Raw genomic sequence first — 20,352 nt, 5'->3', positions numbered from 1 at the left:
GTCGGCGCTCCGTTCGGGGTGGGTCAGTGGGCGATGTCGAGCGGGCCGCGGTCGGCGAGCTCGACGTCCTGGTTGTAGCGGTACAGTCGCGCTGGGCGGTGGCTGCCGGTGCGGAAGCGGTCGGTCGGGATGAGGGTGCCGGAGTTCTCGACCTGGCGACGGAAGTTCGCGGGGTCGAGCCGGCGTCCCAGGATGGCCTCGTAGACCTCGCGAAGGTCGGCGAGCGTGAACTCGTCGGCGAGCAGGCCGTGCGCGATGCGGCTGTAGCCCACCTTGTTGCGCAGGCGCCACAGTGCGTAGTCGACGATCTCGTTGTGGTCGAACGCCAGCTTGGGGAGCGCGGCGGCGTCGAACCACTGCACGTTCTCGGTCGCGAACAGCGGCTCGACGGCATCCTCCGAGATCTCGTCGGCCCGGATGAGAGCCCAGTAGACGATCGACACGACGCGGGTGGGAGAGCGGTCGACGGCGCCGAACGCGTACAGCTGCTCGAGATAGCTCGGTGCCAGCCCGGTCGTCTCGGCGAGGGTGCGGGATGCCGCGGCGTCGAGGCTCTCCTCGACGTCGAGCCATCCGCCGGGCAGTGCCCACTGGCCTTCGTGCGGGTCACGGGTGCGGCGGACGAGCGGGATGGCGACGCGTGCGGCATCGCCGCCGTCGAGGCGGCGCAGGGCGAAGATCACGGTCGAGACGGCGACGCGTGTGGCATCGACCGGAACCGGGGCGGCTTCGGTGGGGGACGGGATGCTGGCGGCTGTTCTGGTCATGGTGACTCTAACTAGGTCCGATCATAGTGTCAGAGTGACCAGAAGCCAAACCCGCGGCGTCATGATTTCAGGCGGCATCACCGGATGCGAACCGTTGCCAAGACGTGACGAATCCGAGATGCGTCGCCGATGAATGTTTGTTAGGTTTACGTTCAAACGTTTGTTAGGGAACAGAACTAATGAACGTCCGGGTGCCCTGCACTCCTCCCTGCAATGCCGCACGAGAGAAAGAACCAATGATGATTCGAAACGCGAAGCGCCGCGCCGCGCTTCTCGCCGTCGCCGGGGCAGCGATCCTCGGTCTCGGCCTGTCGGGCTGTGCCGGTGGAGGCGGGGGCAACGACTCCTCCTCCTCCGAAGGACGCACGCTGCGGGTCTGGGCAGGAAGCCAGACTCCGATCGAGGCGAACTTCAACCCGTTCTCGCCGACGGTGCTCCACGCCGCTCTTGGCCCCATCTACGAGCCGCTCTTCTTCTACAACAAGACCGCCGACGACGCGCCGTCGCCCATGCTCGGCGAGAGCTTCGAGTACAACGAGGATGGCACCGTCATCACCGTCAAGCTCAAGGACGGCGTGAAGTGGAGCGACGGCGAGGACTTCTCGGCCGAAGACGCCGCGTTCACGTTCAACTACGAGCCCAACCACCGCGACGGCCTCGTCTCGGCCGAGGCGCCGGACGACACCACGCTCGTCCTGACGTACTCGACCCCGCAGTACACGAACGAGTTCCAGATTCTCGGCACCACCTGGATCCTGCCGGAGCACATCTGGAAGGACGTCGACGACTACTCGACGTTCACCGACGAGGACCCGGTCGGCACCGGCCCCTACGTGGTCGAGAACGTGACGGACGCGTCCTACACCGTCGTCGCGAACGAGAACTTCCGCGATGAGGGCGTGCCCGCCATCAAGAAGGTGCAGTACATCGGCATCGACGCGAACCAGTCGGCGCAGGACCTGCTGACGGCCGGCAAGCTCGACTGGACCGGCATGTTCGTGCCCAACCCCGAGTCGGTCACCGACAAGGGCGTCATCAGCATGATCAACACGCCGCAGGACCCGACGGTCCTGTACACGTGCTCGAACGCCGAGCTCGGCTGCACCGGCCCGCAGACCGACGTCGCCGTCCGCCAGGCGCTCAACGTCGCGATCGACCGCGGCACCATCAAAGAGAAGGCGTTCGTCGGCCTCACCGGCGACATCTCGCCCGCCTTCACGCTGATGCCGCGTGACGCCAAGTGGCTGGCCGACCCGGCCAACGAGACGAGCCCGCAGTCGCCCGATGCAGCCGCCGCAGGAGAGATCCTCGAGGCCGCGGGCTACACCAAGGGCGGCGACGGCTTCTACGGCAAGGACGGCACGCCGATCGAGCTGAGCCTCATCTCGGTGGACGGCTGGACCGACTACAACGACGCCGCGAAGCTCATCGCCGAGGAGGCCGCCGAGGCCGGCATCAAGGTCACCGCCTCGACTGTGCAGTGGCAGGAGTTCTCGGACGCCCGTCAGACCGGTCAGTACCAGCTGATCATGGGCGGCGTCATCGGCACCTCGGTGGCCGACCCGTTCCAGATCTACAAGGACTGGTTCACCGGTGAGTCGACCTCGCAGGTCGGCGAGGAGGTCCCGACCGGGCGCTGGAACTTCAGCCGCTACGACAACCCCGTCGTCAACGAGGCCGTGGCCGCTGCCGCCGCCACCAACGACGAGGCCGTCAAGAAGGAGGCGTACGCCAAGGTCCAGACCGAGATCGTGCGCGACCTGCCCTACATCCCGCTGGTCATCAACGCCACCCAGACGTTCTACAACTCGAAGGACTTCACGGGCTGGCCGACCGAGGACGACCTGTACGCCTTCCCGCCCGCGTGGGGCTCGGTGGCGGCCGGCTATATCCTCCAGCACCTGGAGCCGGTGAAGTAATGCAGAACCGGGCAGAAGCCGCGGCACGGAGGAGCAGGCCGCAATGAAGTTCTATGCGCGGCGGATCGCGTTCTATGTGGTGACACTGTGGGCGACGATCTCCCTCAACTTCCTCCTGCCGAGGCTTCTGCCCGGCGACCCCGCCGACATCATGATCGCCAAGATGCAGCGTGCCGGCGGCGAGATCAGCGAGACCCAGATCCGCAACATCAAGGCCCTGCTCGGGGGCACTGATCAGTCGATGTGGGAGCAGTACATCAACTACTGGAGTCGGCTGCTTCAGGGGGATCTCGGCATCTCCATCACGAAGTACCCCACGCCCGTGGTGGACCTCATCTCCGCGGCGCTGCCGTGGACGGTGATCCTCGTCGGGCTCGCCACCGTCATCTCCTTCGTGCTGGGCATCGGAATCGGCGCGTGGGTCGGCTGGCGCCGCGGCACCTGGGTCGACCACCTGGTGCCCTTCACGACGGTGCTGCAGTCCATCCCCTACTTCTGGCTCGCGCTCGTGCTGGTCGCGGTCTTCTCGGTGGCGCTGGGGTGGTTCCCGATCATCGGCGGCTACGACGTGTTCGAGTATCCCGATGGTCCTGAGTGGAGCTGGTCGTTCATCGGCAATGCCATCTACCACGGCTTCCTGCCGGCGCTCACGATCGTGATCAGCTCGGTCGGCGGCTGGCTGCTGGGCATGCGCAACATGATGGTGTCGACCGTCTCGGAGGATTACATCGTCACCGCCGAGGCGAAGGGGCTGAAGCCCATGCGCATCCTCCGCACGTACGCCACCCGCAACGCCGCCATCCCCTCGATCGCCGGCTTCAGCATCTCGCTCGGCTTCGTGGTCGCCGGCTCGATCGTCATGGAGCAGGTGTTCACGTACCCCGGCGTCGGCAAGCTGATGATCCAGTCCGTGCAGAACAGCGATTACGCACTCATGCAGGGCGTGTTCCTCGTGATCACCGTCGCGGTGCTCGCGGCGAACTTCATCATGGACCTCGTCTACGGCTTCATCGACCCGAGGGCGCGCCACAATGTCTGAGAAAACCGAAGTGACCGACCCGCGCACCGCCGTCGACGAGCCCCAGACGCTGTCGGACCGCACCATCGATCCGGCCATCATCGCGCCCGGCGCCATCATGACGCCGCCGGCGACGGTCGACATCGTCACCGCCCGCGACGAGGCCCGCGCTGCGCGCCGCGGCATTCGTCAGCTCCTGCCGCGCATGTCGCTCAAGCTGGCGATCGGCCTCGTGATCGTCGTCGGCATCGTGCTGTTCGCGATCATCGCGCCGATCTTCGCACAGGACCCCCGCGACTCCGACAACCCGGCCCTGCAGCCGCCCAGCCCGGAGCACATCCTCGGCACGACGAAGCTCGGCTACGACGTCTTCGCGCAGCTCGCCACGGGCGCGCAGGGGTCGCTCATGGTCGGGTTCATCGCCGGCCTCATCGCGCTCGTGCTGTCGCTGATCTTCGGAATCGTCGCCGGCTACAAGGGCGGCTGGTGGGATGAGATCCTGTCGCTGTTCACGAACATCATGCTCGTGATCCCCGGACTCCCGCTCGTCATGGTGATCTCGAGCTATATGCCCGTGCGCAGCTGGCTGTTCATCGCGCTCGTCCTCGGCATCACCGGGTGGGCCGGCTCCGCGGTCGTGCTGCGGGCGCAGTCACGCTCGCTGCGCTCGCGCGACTACGTCGCGGCGAGCCGCGTCGCGGGGGAGAAGACCGGCCGCATCATCACGGTCGAGATCCTTCCCAACCTGCTGCCGCTGCTGACCGCGCAGTTCCTCTTCGCCATCATCTTCGCGATCCTCGGCGAGGCGGGCCTCTCGTACCTGGGCCTGGGGCCGACCGGATCGATCACGTGGGGCACCATGCTCAACGACGCGCAGAGCGGGCAGGCGCTCGGCACGGGGGCGTGGTGGTGGTTCGTGCCGCCCGGCCTCATGATCGCGCTGCTCGGCGCCGGACTGTCGCTCATCAACTTCTCGATCGACGAGATCATCAACCCGAAGCTGCGGCTGGCGCCGCAGAACGCCCGCCGGGTGCGTCAGGCCAAGCGCGCGGGCCGAGGCGTCGAGGCCGCGCACACCCCGAACGGAGCAGAGGCATGACCGGCGAGGCCGTTCTGACGGCGACCGATGTGTCGATCGAGTACGAGGTCGATCCGCCGGTGAAGGCGGTGCGCAACGTGTCGTTGACGCTGAACCGGGGCGAGATCCTGGGGCTGGCGGGGGAATCGGGATGCGGCAAGACGACACTCGCATACGGCATGAACCGGCTGCTCAAGCCGCCGGCGCTGATGACCGCGGGCGAGGTCGTTTTCCACGACCGGTCCGGGGTGGACATCGACGTGGTCGCGCTCGCCGACGAGGAGCTGCGGCAATTCCGGTGGGACAAGGTGTCGATGGTGTTCCAGGGGGCGATGAACTCGCTGAACCCGGTGATCAACATCCGTGCGCAGCTGTTCGACGTGTTCACGACGCACCGGCCCGACATGTCGAAGCGGCAGAAGCAGGCGCGCAGCGAGGAGCTGCTGGAGCTCGTGGGCGTCGACCCGAAGCGTCTGTCGAGTTTCCCGCATGAGCTGTCGGGCGGGATGCGCCAGCGCGTCATGATCGCGATGGCGCTGGCGCTCGACCCGCAGGTGATGATCATGGACGAGCCGACGACGGCGCTGGACGTCGTCGTGCAGCGGGGCATCATCCGGGAGATCATGCGGCTGCGCGAGAAGCTCGGGTTCGCCGTCATCTTCATCACCCATGACCTGCCGATGCTGATCGAGATCAGCGACCGCATCGCGGTGATGCTGCAAGGAGAGATCGTGGAGCTGGGGACGGCCACCGAGGTCTACCGGAACCCGCAGCACGAGTACACCAAGAGGCTGCTGTCGAGCTTCCCGAGCCTGCGGGGCGAGCGGGGCGACTTCGTCCGCACGGGTTCTCAGTCGGTGTCCGCGACACTCGGTGCGGCATCCGTTCCCGAAGGAGGTGCCGCATGAGCGCCGAACCCACCGCGCTCGCGTCACGCACGCTGGAGGCACGCAATCTGGTGAAGGACTTCCGGCTGCGCAGCGGGCTGAAGTTCTCGACCCTGCACGCCGTGAAGGACGTCTCGTTCACGCTCGAAGCCGGGCGCACGATCGCGCTGGTCGGCGAGTCGGGCTCGGGCAAGTCGACGATCGCGAGGATGCTCGCCCGTCTGGAGACGCCCACGAGCGGGCAGATCCTGCTGGACGGCAAGCCGGCGGGGAAGGGCGGACGCGAGACGGCGCGGTACCGAGGCGACGTGCAGATGGTGTTCCAGGACCCGTTCGCGTCGCTGAACCCGTTCCACTCCATCGCGCATCACTTGGAGAGGCCGCTCAAGATCCACAACCCGGGCATCGGGCGGGTCGAGCTGCGCCGGCGGGTGCTGGAGCTGCTCGACCGGGTGCGGCTGGTGCCCAGTGACCGGATGGCCGAGCGCCGTCCGCACGAGCTGTCGGGCGGGCAGCGGCAGCGGGTCGCGATCGCCCGCGCCCTGGCGCCGGGAGCGCAGTTCATCATCGCCGACGAACCGGTCTCGATGCTCGACGTGTCGATCCGGCTGGGTGTGCTCAACCTTCTCGCGCAGCTCCAGCGCGAAGACCATCTCGGCGTCCTCTACATCACCCACGATCTGGCCACCGCGCGCCACTTCTCCGACGAGATCCTCGTGATGTACCACGGCGACATCGTGGAGCGCGGCCCGGCCGATCGGGTCATCCTCGACCCTCAGCACGACTACACACGCACCCTGCTGGGTGCGGCGCCTGATCCCGAGAACCAGGGGATGCTGCGAGACGAGGTGCGCAGGGAGCTCGCCGGCCGGCAGCCCTGAGCCGCGCGTCGCGGTCGTCTCCCAGGCTCGGTGCGTAGCCTGGCGAGACGCTCCGGACGCGTGGAAAGGGATGGGCAATGATCGTCGTCGACGTGCTGATCATCCTGATCCTCGTCGGCGCCTTGATCGCCGGCATCCATCGCGGCTTCTTCGCGAGCATCGGCACGCTCGCGGGTCTCGCAGCGGGCGCGGTCGCGGCGTTCTGGCTCACGCCGCTGGTGAGCGCCTGGGTGCCGTCGCCGCTCTGGCGCGGGCCGGCGGTGCTGGTCACCGCGATCGGCCTGGTCGCGCTCGGCGCCGCCGCAGGTGCCGCACTGGGCGCCGTGCTGAGGTCGGGCGCGGACCGTCTGAAGCTCGGCGGGCTGGAACGCGCCCTGGGCGGCGTGGCGTCGGTGGTGGCAGCCGGACTCGCCCTCGCCCTCGTCGGCCCGGCGATCGCGGTGGCGGGCATTCCGGTGGTGTCGTCGGCCGTCGCGTCGTCGAACGTGCTGCGCGGGATCGAGGCGGCGACGCCGGATCCCGTGGCCGCGGCGCTGGCCGAACTGCGCGGCGCGGTGCTCGACGACGGCCTTCCGGGACTCGGCACGCTTCTCGCGCCGGGGACGGTCGACCCCGCGCCGCCTGTCGCGCTCGACGATCCCGCACTGCAGACCGCCGCAGCGTCGGTCGCCCGCGTGTCGGGCAACGCCTACGCGTGCGGGCGCGGGTCCAGCGGCAGCGGTTTCGTCATCGCCGCCGATCGCGTCGTCACCAACGCGCACGTCGTCGCGGGCGTCGACACACCCATCGTGGAGCTGCCGGGCGTGCCCGCGCGCGAGGGGCGGGTCGTCTACTTCGACCCGACCGACGACCTCGCGGTGATCGCGGTGGACGACCTCGACGCGCGTCCGCTGCCGTTCTCGCCCACGCTCGCGGCAGGCGACGCGGCGGTCGTGCAGGGCTACCCGTACGGCGGCCCGTTCACGATGGTGACGGCGGGCGTGCGCTCGGTGGGCACCGCCAACGTGCCGGACGTGTACGACGCGTCGTGGAACCCCCGCGAAATCTATGCGCTCGACGCCGAGGTCCGCCCCGGCAACTCGGGTGGACCGCTGCTGACCGCCGACGGTTCGGTGGCCGGTGTCGTGTTCGCACGCGCCGAGAACGACCCCCAGCTCGGGTACGCGATGACGATGGCCGAGCTCACGCCGGTCGCGGCACAGGCGGCGTCCTTCACCGACCGCGTCTCGTCAGGACACTGCGTCGACTGACGGCGCCTGCGGGGCACCGCGCACCCTGCCGTGTGGACCGGTCCGCGCCCGGTATGCTGGCACGGCAAGTCAACACGGCCACAACCCGGGCGGGAGAGCCTCGGCAGCGCGATCGCCGAGCACCGAAGGAGCAAGCCTCCCCGCCAATCTCTCAGGTACGCGTACCGCTCGGGCAGGCCGACTCTGAAAAGTGATTCGCGCACCGCGGATCCGCCGACGGTGAAAGTCCGCCCTTCGGGTCGGGCGAAGCTCTCAGGCTCATGACAGAGGGGGAGTTCACAGGCGTCGCCAGGCGCCTGCCCGCCCACGACCGGGAGAACTCGATGACAGAACTTCGCACCACCGCCCTGCACGACCGACATGAGGCGCTCGGCGCCTCGTTCACCGACTTCGGCGGCTGGCTCATGCCGGTGCGCTACACGTCCGACCTCGCCGAGCACCACGCGGTGCGCACCGCGGCGGGCTTGTTCGACATCTCGCACATGGCCGAGTTCCTCGTGGAAGGGCCGGATGCCGGCGCCTTCCTCGACTACGCCCTGGCCGGACGGCTGTCCGCGCTCGTCGACGACCAGGCCAAGTACTCCCTGCTGCTCGACGCCGACGGCGGCATCGTCGATGACGTGATCGTGTATCGGCACCATGCCGACCGGCTGATGGTGGTCGCGAACGCGGGGAACCGGGATGCTGTCGCCGCGGCGTTCACCGATCGCTCCGCCGGATACGACGTGACGATCGACGATGCGACCGATCGCATCGCGCTGATCGCCGTGCAGGGCCCGGCTTCGCAGGCGATCTTGGAGGCGACGCCTCAGATCGGTGCACCGCGCACGCCGTACGACGAGCTGAAGTACTACCGCATGACCCATGCCGATTTCACCCCCGCGGGCGAGGACGCGGTGCCGATGCACATCGGACGCACCGGCTACACCGGCGAGGACGGCTTCGAGCTCTACATCCGCGCATCGGCCGCTCCTGAGCTGTGGGATGCCCTCCTCGCCGCCGGCGCGCCGCGGGGACTCGTGCCCGCAGGACTTGCCGCTCGCGACACGCTGCGCCTGGAGGCGGGCATGCCGCTGTACGGACACGAGCTGTCGCTCGACATCGTCCCCGCCCAGGCAGGCCTCGGCCGCGTGGTCGCCGCCGACAAGCCGGAGTTCGTCGGCAAGCGCGCGCTCGCCGCCGTCGTGGCTCCGGACGCGCCCGTCCTCGTCGGCCTCGTCGCCGAGGGCCGCCGCGCCGGACGCGCGGGATACGTCGTGCTCGACGAGGCCGGCGAGACGGTGGGCGAGATCACCAGCGGCGCGCTGAGCCCGACGCTGGGTCATCCCATCGCCATGGCCTTCGTCACCCCGACGTCGAGCGCGCTCGACACCCAGCTCTTCATCGATGTCCGCGGCACCCGCATCCCCGCGATCGTGACCGCACTGCCGTTCTACCAGCGAGCCCGCTGAACACGCACCGGAGGAACCCCATGACCGATCTGACCGCCCTCAAGTACACCGCCGAGCACGAGTGGGTCACCCTGGACGGCGACACCGCGACCGTCGGCATCACCGAGTACGCCGCCGACAAGCTCGGAGACGTCGTGTTCGTCGAGCTGCCCGCCGTCGGCACCGCCGTGACCGCGGCGACGGTCGTCGGCGAGATCGAGTCGACCAAGTCGGTCGGCGAGCTCTACGCACCGCTGACGGGCGAGGTCGTCGCGGTCAACGACGCCGTCGTCGACGACCCGTCGCTCGTGAACGCCGACCCGTTCGGCGCCGGCTGGCTCGTGAAGATCACCGTGGATCCTGCCGCCGTCGAGGGCCTCCTCGACCGCGACGCGTACATCTCGCTCACGGGCGGCGCCGAATGACGGGTATGCGTCGCGCAGAGCGTGCCGGGGCGTTCGCCGACCGCCACATCGGCACGGATGCCGCAGCCCAGCGCACGATGCTCGACGCCCTGGGCTACGACAGCGTCGATGCTCTCGTCGAGGCAGCGGTGCCGGCATCCATCCACGCGAAGCCCCGCTCCACGAGCGACATCCCACCCGCCGCCACCGAGGCCGAGGCGCTCGCCGAGCTGCGCGCGCTGGCCTCGCAGAACCGCGTCGCCCGCCCGATGATCGGCCTCGGGTACTCCGACACGTTCACGCCCTCGGTCATCGCGCGCAACGTGCTCGAGAACCCGTCCTGGTACACCGCGTACACGCCGTATCAGCCCGAGATCTCGCAGGGGCGCCTGGAGGCGCTCATCAACTTCCAGACGATGGTGACCGACCTCACCGGTCTCGCGACGGCCAACGCGTCGATGCTCGACGAGGCGACCGCGGTCGTCGAGGGCATGCTGGTCGCCCGCCGCGGCTCGAAGTCGGCCTCGAACGTGTTCGTGGTCGACGCCGACGCGCTGCCGCAGACCCGCGCCCTGCTCGCGCATCGCGCTGCCGCCGTCGGCATCGAGCTCGTCGAGCTCGACCTCGCCCACGGTGCGACCCTGCCTGACGAGTGCTTCGGCGTCCTGGTGCAGTATCCGGGCGCGTCGGGTCGCGTGTGGGATCCCGCTGGAGTCGTGGATGCCGCACACGTCGCCGGCGCGCTGGTCGTGGTCGCGGCCGACCTCCTGGCCCTCACGCTGCTGCGCTCGCCCGGCTCGCTGGGCGCCGACGTCGCCGTGGGCACCACTCAGCGCTTCGGCGTGCCGCTCGGCTTCGGCGGACCCCACGCCGGCTACATGGCGGTGCGCCAGGGGCTGGAGCGCCAGCTGCCCGGGCGTCTGGTCGGCGTCTCGCAGGACGCCGCCGGCCACCCCGCGTACCGTCTCGCGCTGCAGACGCGCGAGCAGCACATCCGCCGCGAGAAGGCGACGTCGAACATCTGCACGTCGCAGGTGCTCCTCGCGGTGATGGCGTCGATGTACGCCGTCTACCACGGCCCCGACGGGCTGCGGGCGATCGCCACCGACGTCGCGAAGAAGGCCGAGGCACTGGCGGAGCGGCTTCGCTCGTACGGGCTCTCGCTGCGGACGGACTCCTTCTTCGACACCATCCGGGTGGCGACGCCCGGGCCGTCGCGCCGGGTGATCGAGCGTGCGCGCGAGCGCGGCTATCAGCTGGCGTGGATCGACGACGCGACCGTCGGCGTCTCGGTCGACGAGACGACGACCGCCGACGACCTCGCCGCCGTCGCGTGGGCCTTCGGCCTGCCCGAGGGCGAGTTCGCCGGTGCCGGCGCGCAGGGCGAGCGCGAGCTTCCGTTCGGGGATGCCGCACCGCTTGCCGCGGTGCCGGCCGAGCTGCACCGGCTCGAAGAGTTCCTCACGCACCCGGTGTTCAACTCGCACCGCTCCGAGACGGCGATGATGCGCTACCTCAAGCAGCTGTCGGACCGCGACTACGCTCTCGACCGGGGCATGATCCCGCTCGGCTCGTGCACCATGAAGCTCAACGCGGCCACCGAGATGGCAGCGGTGTCGTGGCCCGAGTTCTCGCGCGTGCACCCGTTCGCGCCCGAAGAGGATGTGCACGGCTACCTCGCGATGATCGAGCAGCTCGAGGTGTGGCTCGCCGAGGTCACGGGGTACGACGCGGTGTCGCTGCAGCCGAACGCCGGCTCGCAGGGTGAGCTCGCGGGTCTCATGGCGATCCGCGGCTACCACCGCGCCAACGGCGACCTCGCACGCACCGTCTGCCTCATCCCGTCGTCGGCGCACGGCACGAACGCGGCGTCGGCCGTGCTCGCCGGCATGCGCGTCGTCGTGGTCGCGTGCGACGACGCCGGCAACGTGGATCTCGACGATCTTCGTGCCAAGATCGCGACCCACGCCGACGAGCTCGCGGCGCTCATGATCACCTACCCGTCGACGCACGGCGTGTACGAGCACGACGTGCTCGAGATCACGCAGGCCGTGCACGACGCCGGCGGGCAGGTCTACGTCGACGGCGCGAACCTCAACGCCCTGCTCGGCTACGCGCGTTTCGGCGACCTGGGCGGCGATGTGTCGCATCTCAACCTGCACAAGACGTTCGCGATCCCGCACGGCGGCGGCGGGCCCGGTGTCGGCCCGGTCGCGGCCAAGGCGCACCTCGCGCCCTATCTGCCCTCGCACCCCTTCTCGCAGCGTCGTGACCACCCGGGCGGGGTGTTCGACGGCGGGCCGATCTCGGCCGCGCCGCACGGTTCGGCGGGCATCCTGCCGATCTCGTGGGCGTACGTGCGCATGATGGGCGCTGAGGGCCTCCGTCGCGCCACCGCGGCGGCGGTGCTGTCGGCCAACTACATCGCATTCCGGCTCCGTGACCACTTCCCGGTGCTGTACGCGGGCGAGGCCGGGCTCGTCGCGCACGAGTGCATCCTCGATCTGCGCCCGCTGCGCGACGCGACCGGTGTCACGGTCGACGACGTGGCCAAGCGTCTCATCGACTACGGGTTCCACGCGCCGACGATGTCGTTCCCGGTCGCGGGCACGCTCATGGTCGAGCCGACCGAGTCCGAGGACCTCGGTGAGATCGAGCGGTTCATCGAGGCCATGATCGCGATCAAGGCCGAGGCGGACCGCGTCGCGGCGGGGGAGTGGCCGCAGGCGGACAACCCGCTGGTGAACGCCCCGCACACGGCCGAGTCGGTCGTCGCGGGCGAGTGGGAGCACCCGTACTCGCGCGAGACCGCGGTATACCCCGTGCACGCCCTCGTGCGGACGAAGTACTGGCCGCCGGTGCGCCGCATCGACCAGGCGTACGGCGACCGCAACCTCGTCTGCGCGTGCCCGCCGATCGAGGCCTTCGCCTGAGCGACCTCTGACGACGGGATGCCGGAGCCCCCGGCATCCCGTCGCTCTCCGTCGTGCGGATCAGAGCCTGTCTGTGAGACCGGACCGCGTGGACGAGACCGCGGGGTTCACCCACGGTCTCGTCCATGGGCTACGGTCTCACCGGGACGCAGCTGTGTGCGCGGGGCGGGAGGGCGGCGGCGCGGGATCAGTCGGGCTTGCGCGTCGCGTGCGGCGGGCGTGCCATGAGTGCGCGCCGCATCGATGTCAGGGCACTGACGTTCTCGGGGGCGATCACGGGCAGCCCCATTCCGTGCAGAAGGCTGCGCAGCGGCGTGAAGGTGGTGGCGTCGGTCCACCCCCAGTGCGCGATCGCGTCCAGGTTCTCGCGCAGCCGGGCGTCCCGCGCTCGCTGATTCTTCAGCGCAGCGGCCGGGTCGCCGTATCGCCCGTCGAATTTCAGGTCGCCGTCCGCCTCGCCGCCGAGCGAGTAGCGCTCCCAGACGAAGTCGCCCCGGTCGATCTCGCCGGTAGAGGCTCGGAACGACACCTGCAGCTCGGGTGCCGGAAGGCCGAGCCACTCGATGACCGCGCGGCTGACCGACTCGATCGACGACTCGGCGAGCGCCGTCGCCCGGCTGAGCGCCCAGCGCGCGATGTCGCGGCCACGACGGCTTGATCGCTTTTCGTTCATCTCGGTCAGCACGTCGCTCGACAGGTCCGCGTCCAGCCGCAGCATCGCGTCGGCGACAGCCAACCCGATCGCCGGATGCCGGGACCGCGCGAGGTCGACCGCGGTCTCTGCGGGTGAGGTCACCGCGATACTGCCCGCCATGAGCAGTCCGCGGTCATCGCGGGTGGTGTGCGTCCGGACGCCGGACACCAACCCCGACTCACCCGATGCGGGCGCGAGGACGTGGACGATCACCGGGTCGCCGAACACGGGCCCACCCAATAGTGCGGCAGCTGACTCGTGGGAAGGAATGGCGTCCGGGCGCGCCAGCAACGTGGCATGCACGCGTGCGAGGTACCGGGTCCAGGGTGCGAGTGCGTGCCACTTCTCGAACGGGGCGTACACACCCCGTTGCACCTTCACGAGGTCGCCGCGCGCGACGGCTCGTTCCGGATGCGGCACCTCGTCGGAGCGGAGGAGCATCACCGGCGACGGCCGGGCCTGTATCGGCAATGCGAGCAACGGCATCCTTCGACACTGGCCGACCCTTGCCCGTCAGGCGATGCCACCCGGCTCGGTTGTGGACGGTCCGAGCCGCGCCGCCCCTGTGGAGGAACCTCCGCGCCCCGGTGAGACCGTACCCGGGGGACGAGACCTTGGGGTTCGCCCACGGTCTCGTCGCCCCACATCGGTCTCGCTGGAGAGTGCGCGGGCAGGCAGGGACGGGGCAGGCAGGGACGGGATGCCGGAGCCCCCGGCATCCCGTCGCTCTCAGCTGCTCGGGGTCGGCGTGGTGCTCGGCGTCGGGGTGGGGGCGGGCGCGAACACGCCGGGCCACAGCGCGGCGGCGAGGGGGTAGCCGACGAACGCGACGATGTCGAGGATCGTGTGGGCGATGACGAGGGGCATGACGCGTCCCCACCGGCGGTAGCACCAGCCGAACACGAGACCCATCACGACGTTGCCGACGATCGCGCCGAAGCCCTGGTAGGCGTGATACGCGCCGCGCAGCGCCGCCGACGTCAGGATGATCGTCCAGTCGTTCCATCCGAGCCTGCGCAGCCGGTCGAACAGGTAGCCGATGAAGATGACCTCTTCGGTGAGCCCGGCGCGCAGCGCCGACAGCACGAGCAGCGGGATCGTCCACCAGGCGGCATCCAGGGGAGAGGCCACGACCGCGACGGTGATGCCGAGTGCGCGGCCGGCGGCGTACAGCGCCAGGCCGGGCAGGCCGATCACGGCCGCCAGCAGGATGCCGCGCCCGAGGTCGCCGCCGAAGCGCGTGAAGTCCAGGCCGATGCGCCGCAGCGCGTTGCTGCCGGGCTCCCACAGCAGGTAGACGACCAGAGCCACCAGCGCGAGCGCGAAGAACACCGAGAGCAGCTGGTAGACGACGTCCCACACCGCCTGCGCGTCGCGCGAGGGGTTCACCTGCGCCTGCTGCGAGCCCAGCGGCACGGGAGCCAGCAGCCTGCGCACGAGCGACAGCACCGAGTACAGCGCGGACTGGCCCACGGTGACGGCCAGGACGATCCAGATCTCCCACGTGAGACGGCGCCGCTGATACCGAGTGCTGGAGGGCAGGGTACTCGATACCACACCATCAACGGGCGGGAAAGAGGGGGTCATCTTGTCAGATTGTCACACTTCGCGTCGATTGAGTTAAGGCTCTGTAACGTTTTGGCCGATCGTTTTGACCATCTCACCAGCGATGCTTATCGTTTTCCCATCCGCGCGCCCGTCCGGCTTCGCTAGACGCGCGCGCACAAACCCTGCACAGGAGGAACAGTGAGAATGAAGCGCATCTCGGCTGCGGTGGCGCTCACCGCAGTCGGCGCACTGGCGATCTCGGGTTGCGCCGCCGGCAACGGTGGCGACAACAGCTCGGGCGACGACTCCGGTCTCGTCGAGGGCTCGTCGATCACGGCGGCGTGGAACCAGGCGTTCTACTCGATGAACGGCAACACGTCGTTCGGCAACGCCACGGCGAACAACAACATCAACTACCTCGTCCTCGGCGGCTTCAACTACTACGACAACACCCCGAAGCTCATCGAGGACAAGTCGTTCGGTTCGTACGAGAAGCTGTCGGACGACCCGCTGACGATCAAGTACACGATCGCCGACGGCGTCAAGTGGTCCGACGGTGTGGACGTGGACGCGTCCGACCTCCTGCTGAACTGGGCCGCACTGTCGCGCGCCCTCGACACGCCGGACTTCGACCCCACGCAGTACCAGGACGCCGAGACCGGTGAGTTCACCGGCGACCTCCCCACGGACGTCGTCTACTTCGACTCGGGCGCCACGCCGGACGCCGGCCTCGGTCTCGTCTCGCAGACGCCTGAGGTCAGCGACGACAACAAGTCGATCACCCTCGTGTACGACGCTCCGTTCGTCGACTGGGAGCTCTCGTTCCCGAGCCCGCTCCCCGCGCACGTCATCGGTGAGAAGGCCCTCAACCTCGACGACGCTCAGGAAGCCAAGGATGCCGTCGTCTCGGCGATCCAGGACAACGACGCCGCGGCCCTCGCGCCGATCTCGTCGTTCTGGAACTCGGGCTTCAACTTCACCGAGATGCCCGACGACGCCGAGCTCGTCACCGCGAGCGGCCCGTACATGATCACGGACTTCGTCGCCGACCAGTTCGTGACGCTCAAGGCGAACCCCGAGTACACGGGTGAGAACACGCCGAACATCGAAGAGATCACCATCCGCTTCATCCCGGACCCGCTCGCTGCGGTCCAGGCGCTGCAGAACGGTGAGGTCGACGTCATCTCGCCCCAGGCCACGGCCGACATCAAGACGGCGCTCGACGCGGTCGACGGAATCACCGTCAAGACCGGTGTCGAGGGCACGTACGAGCACGTCGACCTGCAGTTCGACCAGGGCAAGAACAGCCAGAACATCTTCTCGAACGCGAAGGCTCGCGAGGCGTTCCTCAAGACGATCCCCCGCCAGGAGATCCTCGACACGCTGATCAAGCCGATCGCCGGCGACGACGCGCTCCTGCGCAGCTCGCAGCTGTTCGTCCCGGGCGCCGAGGGCTACGACGAGGCCGTCAAGACCAACGGTTCTGACGCCTACGCCGAGGTCGACATCGAGGGCGCGAAGGCGCTGCTGGCCGAGTCGGGCATCACCGACACCTCGGTCTGCATCCTCTACGCGTCGAACAACCCGCGTCGTGTCAACGAGTTCGCGCTGATCCAGCAGTCCGCTGCGCAGGCCGGCTTCAACGTCACGGACTGCGGTTCCGAGAAGTGGGGCGGCCTCCTGGGCACCGCCGGTGCATACGACGCGTCGCTCTTCGGGTGGCAGTCGACCAGCCTCGGTGTGACCAACTCGCTGCCGACCTTCCAGACCGGTGCGATCAACAACTTGAACTTCTACTCGAACGCTGAGGTCGACGACCTCGTCGCTCAGCTGAACGTGGAGTTCGACGCCGACAAGCAGATCGAACTGCAGCTCGAGATGGACAAGCTGCTGTGGGGCGACTTCTACGGCGTGACCATCTTCCAGTTCCCGGGCGTCACCGCCTTCAGCGACCGTGTGGAGGGCATCGACCCGTCGATCCTCGCCCCCACGATCTTCTGGAACGCGTGGGACTGGGCCGTCACCGACTCGGGAGAGTGATCGTCACACGGTAGTCAGCGTGCTACGGCACTGACCACCGAGGTGGGGTGCAGGTCCCCCTGGGGGACCTGCACCTCGCCGCGTTACACTCCTCTCAGCGGCGGGCATGAGGTCGGCAGCACGCCGACCTCTCGCCTGCGCTGATTCATCGATTGGCAGGCGGCCACAACATGGCTTCATTCATCATCCGGCGGTTGATCGCATCGATCTTCGTGCTCTTCGCCGCGACATTCCTGATGTATCTGCTGGTGTCGTACTCGGGAGACCCCCTAGACGACCTGCGGCAGAGCAACGCTCCGAACAAGGCGCAACTCATCGAGGCGCGCACCAAGCTCCTCAACCTCGACGTCCCCCCACCGCTGCGCTACTTCCTCTGGCTCGGCGGTCTCTTCCGCGGCGACTTCGGAATCTCGATCCAGAACCAACCCGTGAACGCGCTTCTGGGGAATGCGATCACCGCAACGCTGACGTTGGTGACCACCGCTACGGTGGTCGCGATCGTCCTCGGGATCACCGTCGGCATCGTTTCGGCGCTCCGTCAGTACACCGGGTTTGACTACAGCGTCACCCTCATGGCGTTTCTTTTCTTCTCGCTCCCGATCTTCTGGGTCGCCGTCCTTCTCAAGCAGTACGGTGCCATCCAGCTGAACAACTGGCTGGCATCACCGACGATCGCCGTTCCAGTAATAATCGGGCTTGCTCTAATCGCGGGCCTGCTCTGGATGTCACTTCTCGGCGGTCGCTGGAAGCGTCGACTCATCGTGTTTGTCACCTCGACGGTGGCCACGGGCGCGGTCCTTACCTTCTTGTCGGTGACGGAGTGGTTTGCCGATCCGAGCATCGGCATCGTGGTTTACGCGTTCCTCGCCTTCGGCATCGCCGTCGGCGTCACCGCGATCTCGACGGGCTTGCGCAACCGCAAGGCGCTGTACGCGTCGCTCATCGTCGCGGTGATCGGCATCGCGCTCTACTTCCCGATGATGAACTACATCCTCAACGGGATGACGCTGTGGTTCTTCCTGCTGCTGGCGGTTCTCGCGGTCGTGGTGAGCGGGGCCATCGGCTGGTTCATGGGCGCCCCCGACCGCGGGCCAGTCGTGCGCACGACGGCGATCGTCGGATTTTTGGTTGCCGCTTTCATCGCGCTCGACAAGTACATGTCGTACTGGCAGGCGTACGCGAACTCGAGCCGCGTGCGCGGTCGTCCGATCGCGACCGTCGGCTCGTCGACACCGGGCCTCGGCGGCAACTTCTGGGTGCAGGGCATTGACCTGTATACCCACCTGCTGCTGCCCACGATCGCGATCATCTTGATCTCGTTCGCGAGCTACACCCGCTACTCGCGGGCGAGCCTGCTCGAGGTCATGAACCAGGACTACATCCGCACCGCGCGCTCCAAGGGTCTCACCGAGCGCACGGTCGTCGTCCGTCACGCGTTCCGCAACGCCCTCATCCCCATCACCACGATCATCGCGTTCGATGTCGGCGCGCTCATCGGCGGCGCGGTCATCACTGAGACGGTGTTCGGCTGGGTCGGTATGGGGAGATTGTTCGTCACCGCCCTTGATGCCCACGACCCCAACCCGGTCATGGCGTTCTTCGTGGTGACGGGCACGCTCGCAGTTATTTTCAACCTCATCGCGGACCTGGTGTACGCGGCGCTGGACCCGAGAATCAAGGTGGGCTGACATGAACACTTCCATCACCGAAGAGCCCGGGACCGAGACGCAGGCGCTGGCCGAGATCTCGATCGAGCAGAAAGAGACCGAGGGTCTCAGCCAGGGGCAGATTGTCCGGCGGCGATTCTTCCGGCACCGCGCAGCGATGATCTCGATCATCGTTCTTGCCTTCATCATTGTGCTGGCGTTCACGTCTGTAGGTGTGGCGCTGTGGGGGATCCGCATTCCCGGATGGTGGCAGTACTCGTGGGAGGAGATCCCGCCAAAGGTGAACAACGGCGAGCCGACCATGACTTTGTGGCCTCTGCAGTTCGGCGACCACCCGTTCGGCCAGGACGAAGTAGGCCGTGACATCTTCGCGGTCGTCATGCGCGGCACCCAGCAATCCATCATGGTGATGGTGATCGCGGGCGTGGTCGCTACTGTCATCGGCGTCGTGATTGGTGCTGTCGCGGGCTATTACGGCAAGTGGACCGATTCGGTGCTGATGCGCTTCACAGACATCATCATCACGATCCCCCTGATCGTGATCGGCTCCGTGCTGGGAAACGCGCTTGGTAGCCTCGGTGCTGCCGTGTTGGGCGTGGTGATCGGCCTGTTTGCGTGGACGACGATGGCTCGATTGGTGCGCGGCGAGTTCCTCAGCCTGCGCGAGCGCGAGTTCGTCGACGCCGCGCGGGTGTCGGGTGCACGCGACCGCCGGATCATCTTCCGCCATATCCTGCCGAATGCAGTTGGCGTCATCGTCGTGAACGCAACCCTTCTGATGGCGGGCGCGATCCTGCTCGAGTCGGCGCTGAGCTTCCTCGGGTTTGGAGTGCTTCCACCCGACACCTCGCTTGGCAAGATCATCTCCGAGAACCAGGCCGCGTTCTCCACGCGCCCGTGGCTCTTCTGGTGGCCGGGTCTGTTCATCATCGCGATCGCGCTGTGCGTCAACTTCATCGGCGACGGTCTGCGCGACGCGTTCGACCCGCGCCAGAAGAAGATGCCGAGCGAGCGGGCGATGGCACGCGCCGGCCGCGCGAGCGGACCGCTGGCTCCGGCCGTCGACACCACGCCCGCGACGGACGCTCCGTCGGTCACGGTCATGGGGGCGGCGGTGTACACGAGTGAAGACATCGTGAGCTATCACGACATCCGACCCGAGCACCCCGGCGACCCGACGGACGAACCGCTCAACCCGGAGCGGTGACGACGTGGTGCTAGACCAGCAGACCGATCGTGGTCGCCGCGGCCAGCGCCGCGACGACCGCGATCGTCGCCCAGTGCCACGTCACGGTGGCGGCTTCCGGGTCGACGCCGCTGGCGAACGCACCGGCATCGCGCAGCCGCTCCCAGTGGCCGCGGATCAGCTGGGCGAGATTGCCGGTCGGCACCGAGATCGCATCGGCGGGCCGCAGGCCTCCCGACTCGCCGCGGGCGGATCCGCTCACTCCGTCGAAGTCCTTCGGGGCGAGACCGAGCGTGCGGTGACGCCCCGGCGACGGGGCGGCCCACACCGCCACGCGCCCCTGGGCGGTGTGGAGTGTGAGCGAGAAGCGCGTGTCGATCGCGACGATCGACGGCCACGGGACGAAGTGCGTGCGCAGCACGTTCTCGACCGTGATGCCGTGCTCCTGCACCCGCAGGCTCGGACGCCAGAACAGCGCCCAGGCCACGACGGCGCCGAGCATGATCGGCCACACGTATCGCAGCGCGGTCGCGGGATCCGACCACACCAGCCCGATGGCGCCGAGGGCGCACACCACGATGGTCACGACAGCGAGGATGCGGCCGAAGACCGGCCGATAGAAGACCTCCTGGAAAGACATGACTTCAAGC

General features: G+C 68.3%; 16 protein-coding genes and 2 riboswitches. Of the genes, 12 read left to right on the top strand and 4 right to left on the bottom strand.

The features are described from left to right. Positions 1-23: 23 nt before the first annotated feature. Positions 24-767, bottom strand: coding sequence for an NUDIX hydrolase (locus tag IF188_RS11505; protein WP_224751784.1), 744 nt, complete (start codon positions 765-767; stop codon positions 24-26). A gap of 236 nt (positions 768-1,003) precedes the next feature. Between IF188_RS11505 and IF188_RS11500 the strand changes: the two genes are divergently transcribed. From IF188_RS11500 to gcvP, 9 genes are all read left to right on the top strand, one after another. After that, positions 1,004-2,686: an ABC transporter substrate-binding protein gene (locus tag IF188_RS11500; RefSeq protein ID WP_224751783.1), complete on the top strand. Its 1,683-nt coding sequence runs from the start codon at positions 1,004-1,006 to the stop codon at positions 2,684-2,686. A gap of 43 nt (positions 2,687-2,729) precedes the next feature. Then, on the top strand, positions 2,730-3,725 hold the full coding sequence (locus IF188_RS11495) for an ABC transporter permease (protein WP_191171952.1): 996 nt from the start codon (positions 2,730-2,732) through the stop codon (positions 3,723-3,725). A 10-nt stretch (positions 3,726-3,735) separates the two neighbouring features. After that, positions 3,736-4,803: an ABC transporter permease gene (locus IF188_RS11490; RefSeq protein ID WP_191171951.1), complete on the top strand. Its 1,068-nt coding sequence runs from the start codon at positions 3,736-3,738 to the stop codon at positions 4,801-4,803. Next, a complete protein-coding gene (locus IF188_RS11485; RefSeq protein WP_191171950.1) occupies positions 4,800-5,690 on the top strand; it encodes an ABC transporter ATP-binding protein in 891 nt (296 codons plus the stop codon). The genes IF188_RS11490 and IF188_RS11485 overlap by 4 nt, the downstream gene beginning before the upstream one ends. After that, a complete protein-coding gene (locus IF188_RS11480) occupies positions 5,687-6,550 on the top strand; it encodes an ABC transporter ATP-binding protein (RefSeq protein ID WP_191171949.1) in 864 nt (287 codons plus the stop codon). Before IF188_RS11485 ends, IF188_RS11480 begins: the two co-directional genes overlap by 4 nt. Positions 6,551-6,627: 77 nt before the next feature. Continuing rightward, a complete protein-coding gene (locus tag IF188_RS11475) occupies positions 6,628-7,800 on the top strand; it encodes a MarP family serine protease (protein ID WP_191171948.1) in 1,173 nt (390 codons plus the stop codon). A gap of 80 nt (positions 7,801-7,880) precedes the next feature. Next, a riboswitch (glycine riboswitch) is annotated at positions 7,881-7,977 on the top strand. Position 7,978: 1 nt separating this feature from the next. Continuing rightward, positions 7,979-8,074: riboswitch (glycine riboswitch) on the top strand. A gap of 49 nt (positions 8,075-8,123) precedes the next feature. Continuing rightward, positions 8,124-9,251, top strand: coding sequence for a glycine cleavage system aminomethyltransferase GcvT (gene gcvT, locus IF188_RS11470; protein WP_191171947.1), 1,128 nt, complete (start codon positions 8,124-8,126; stop codon positions 9,249-9,251). 20 nt (positions 9,252-9,271) lie between these two features. Then, a complete protein-coding gene (gene gcvH / locus IF188_RS11465) occupies positions 9,272-9,655 on the top strand; it encodes a glycine cleavage system protein GcvH (RefSeq protein ID WP_191171946.1) in 384 nt (127 codons plus the stop codon). Between the two features lie 5 nt (positions 9,656-9,660). Next, positions 9,661-12,567, top strand: coding sequence for an aminomethyl-transferring glycine dehydrogenase (gene gcvP, locus IF188_RS11460; RefSeq protein ID WP_191171945.1), 2,907 nt, complete (start codon positions 9,661-9,663; stop codon positions 12,565-12,567). Positions 12,568-12,754: 187 nt separating this feature from the next. On the opposite strand, the gene IF188_RS11455 is transcribed toward gcvP, so the two are convergent. Both IF188_RS11455 and IF188_RS11450 read right to left on the bottom strand, forming a co-directional pair. Beyond that, complete coding sequence (locus IF188_RS11455; RefSeq protein WP_191171944.1) at positions 12,755-13,747, bottom strand: hypothetical protein; 993 nt, start codon at positions 13,745-13,747, stop codon at positions 12,755-12,757. A 243-nt stretch (positions 13,748-13,990) separates the two neighbouring features. Beyond that, positions 13,991-14,848 (bottom strand): CPBP family intramembrane glutamic endopeptidase, encoded by an 858-nt coding sequence (locus IF188_RS11450; RefSeq protein ID WP_224751782.1) that lies wholly within the window; start codon positions 14,846-14,848, stop codon positions 13,991-13,993. A 165-nt stretch (positions 14,849-15,013) separates the two neighbouring features. Here IF188_RS11450 and IF188_RS11445 point away from each other — a divergent pair, with 165 nt between their 5' ends. From IF188_RS11445 to IF188_RS11435, 3 genes are all read left to right on the top strand, one after another. Next, positions 15,014-16,849: an ABC transporter family substrate-binding protein gene (locus IF188_RS11445; protein WP_191171942.1), complete on the top strand. Its 1,836-nt coding sequence runs from the start codon at positions 15,014-15,016 to the stop codon at positions 16,847-16,849. Between the two features lie 170 nt (positions 16,850-17,019). After that, positions 17,020-18,537: an ABC transporter permease gene (locus IF188_RS11440; protein WP_191171941.1), complete on the top strand. Its 1,518-nt coding sequence runs from the start codon at positions 17,020-17,022 to the stop codon at positions 18,535-18,537. Between the two features lies 1 nt (position 18,538). Beyond that, the gene (locus IF188_RS11435) at positions 18,539-19,723 is read left to right on the top strand and encodes an ABC transporter permease (protein WP_191171940.1); all 1,185 of its coding nucleotides are present in this window, start codon (positions 18,539-18,541) and stop codon (positions 19,721-19,723) included. A gap of 10 nt (positions 19,724-19,733) precedes the next feature. Here IF188_RS11435 and IF188_RS11430 read toward each other — a convergent pair whose 3' ends face one another. Continuing rightward, positions 19,734-20,342 carry a PH domain-containing protein gene (locus IF188_RS11430; RefSeq protein WP_191171939.1) on the bottom strand — a complete coding sequence of 203 codons (609 nt, stop codon included), beginning with the start codon at positions 20,340-20,342 and terminating at the stop codon, positions 19,734-19,736. Positions 20,343-20,352: the final 10 nt, after the last annotated feature.

The organism is Microbacterium helvum (assembly GCF_014779795.1).
In the GTDB taxonomy this organism is placed as follows: Bacteria; Actinomycetota; Actinomycetes; order Actinomycetales; family Microbacteriaceae; genus Microbacterium; species Microbacterium helvum.
This window is presented reverse-complemented; position numbering and strand designations above follow the sequence as displayed.

What these genes read in the sequence shown, in the direction of transcription:
- IF188_RS11505 (WP_224751784.1), bottom strand. Translation starts at nt 767, where the DNA reads ATGACCAGAACAGCCGCCAGCATCCCGTCCCCCACCGAAGCCGCCCCG.
- IF188_RS11500 (WP_224751783.1), top strand. Translation starts at nt 1,004, where the DNA reads ATGATGATTCGAAACGCGAAGCGCCGCGCCGCGCTTCTCGCCGTCGCC.
- IF188_RS11495 (WP_191171952.1), top strand. Translation starts at nt 2,730, where the DNA reads ATGAAGTTCTATGCGCGGCGGATCGCGTTCTATGTGGTGACACTGTGG.
- IF188_RS11485 (WP_191171950.1), top strand. Translation starts at nt 4,800, where the DNA reads ATGACCGGCGAGGCCGTTCTGACGGCGACCGATGTGTCGATCGAGTAC.
- IF188_RS11480 (WP_191171949.1), top strand. Translation starts at nt 5,687, where the DNA reads ATGAGCGCCGAACCCACCGCGCTCGCGTCACGCACGCTGGAGGCACGC.
- IF188_RS11475 (WP_191171948.1), top strand. Translation starts at nt 6,628, where the DNA reads ATGATCGTCGTCGACGTGCTGATCATCCTGATCCTCGTCGGCGCCTTG.
- gcvT (WP_191171947.1), top strand. Translation starts at nt 8,124, where the DNA reads ATGACAGAACTTCGCACCACCGCCCTGCACGACCGACATGAGGCGCTC.
- gcvH (WP_191171946.1), top strand. Translation starts at nt 9,272, where the DNA reads ATGACCGATCTGACCGCCCTCAAGTACACCGCCGAGCACGAGTGGGTC.
- gcvP (WP_191171945.1), top strand. Translation starts at nt 9,661, where the DNA reads ATGCGTCGCGCAGAGCGTGCCGGGGCGTTCGCCGACCGCCACATCGGC.
- IF188_RS11455 (WP_191171944.1), bottom strand. Translation starts at nt 13,747, where the DNA reads ATGCCGTTGCTCGCATTGCCGATACAGGCCCGGCCGTCGCCGGTGATG.
- IF188_RS11450 (WP_224751782.1), bottom strand. Translation starts at nt 14,848, where the DNA reads ATGACCCCCTCTTTCCCGCCCGTTGATGGTGTGGTATCGAGTACCCTG.
- IF188_RS11445 (WP_191171942.1), top strand. Translation starts at nt 15,014, where the DNA reads ATGAAGCGCATCTCGGCTGCGGTGGCGCTCACCGCAGTCGGCGCACTG.
- IF188_RS11440 (WP_191171941.1), top strand. Translation starts at nt 17,020, where the DNA reads ATGGCTTCATTCATCATCCGGCGGTTGATCGCATCGATCTTCGTGCTC.
- IF188_RS11435 (WP_191171940.1), top strand. Translation starts at nt 18,539, where the DNA reads ATGAACACTTCCATCACCGAAGAGCCCGGGACCGAGACGCAGGCGCTG.
- IF188_RS11430 (WP_191171939.1), bottom strand. Translation starts at nt 20,342, where the DNA reads ATGTCTTTCCAGGAGGTCTTCTATCGGCCGGTCTTCGGCCGCATCCTC.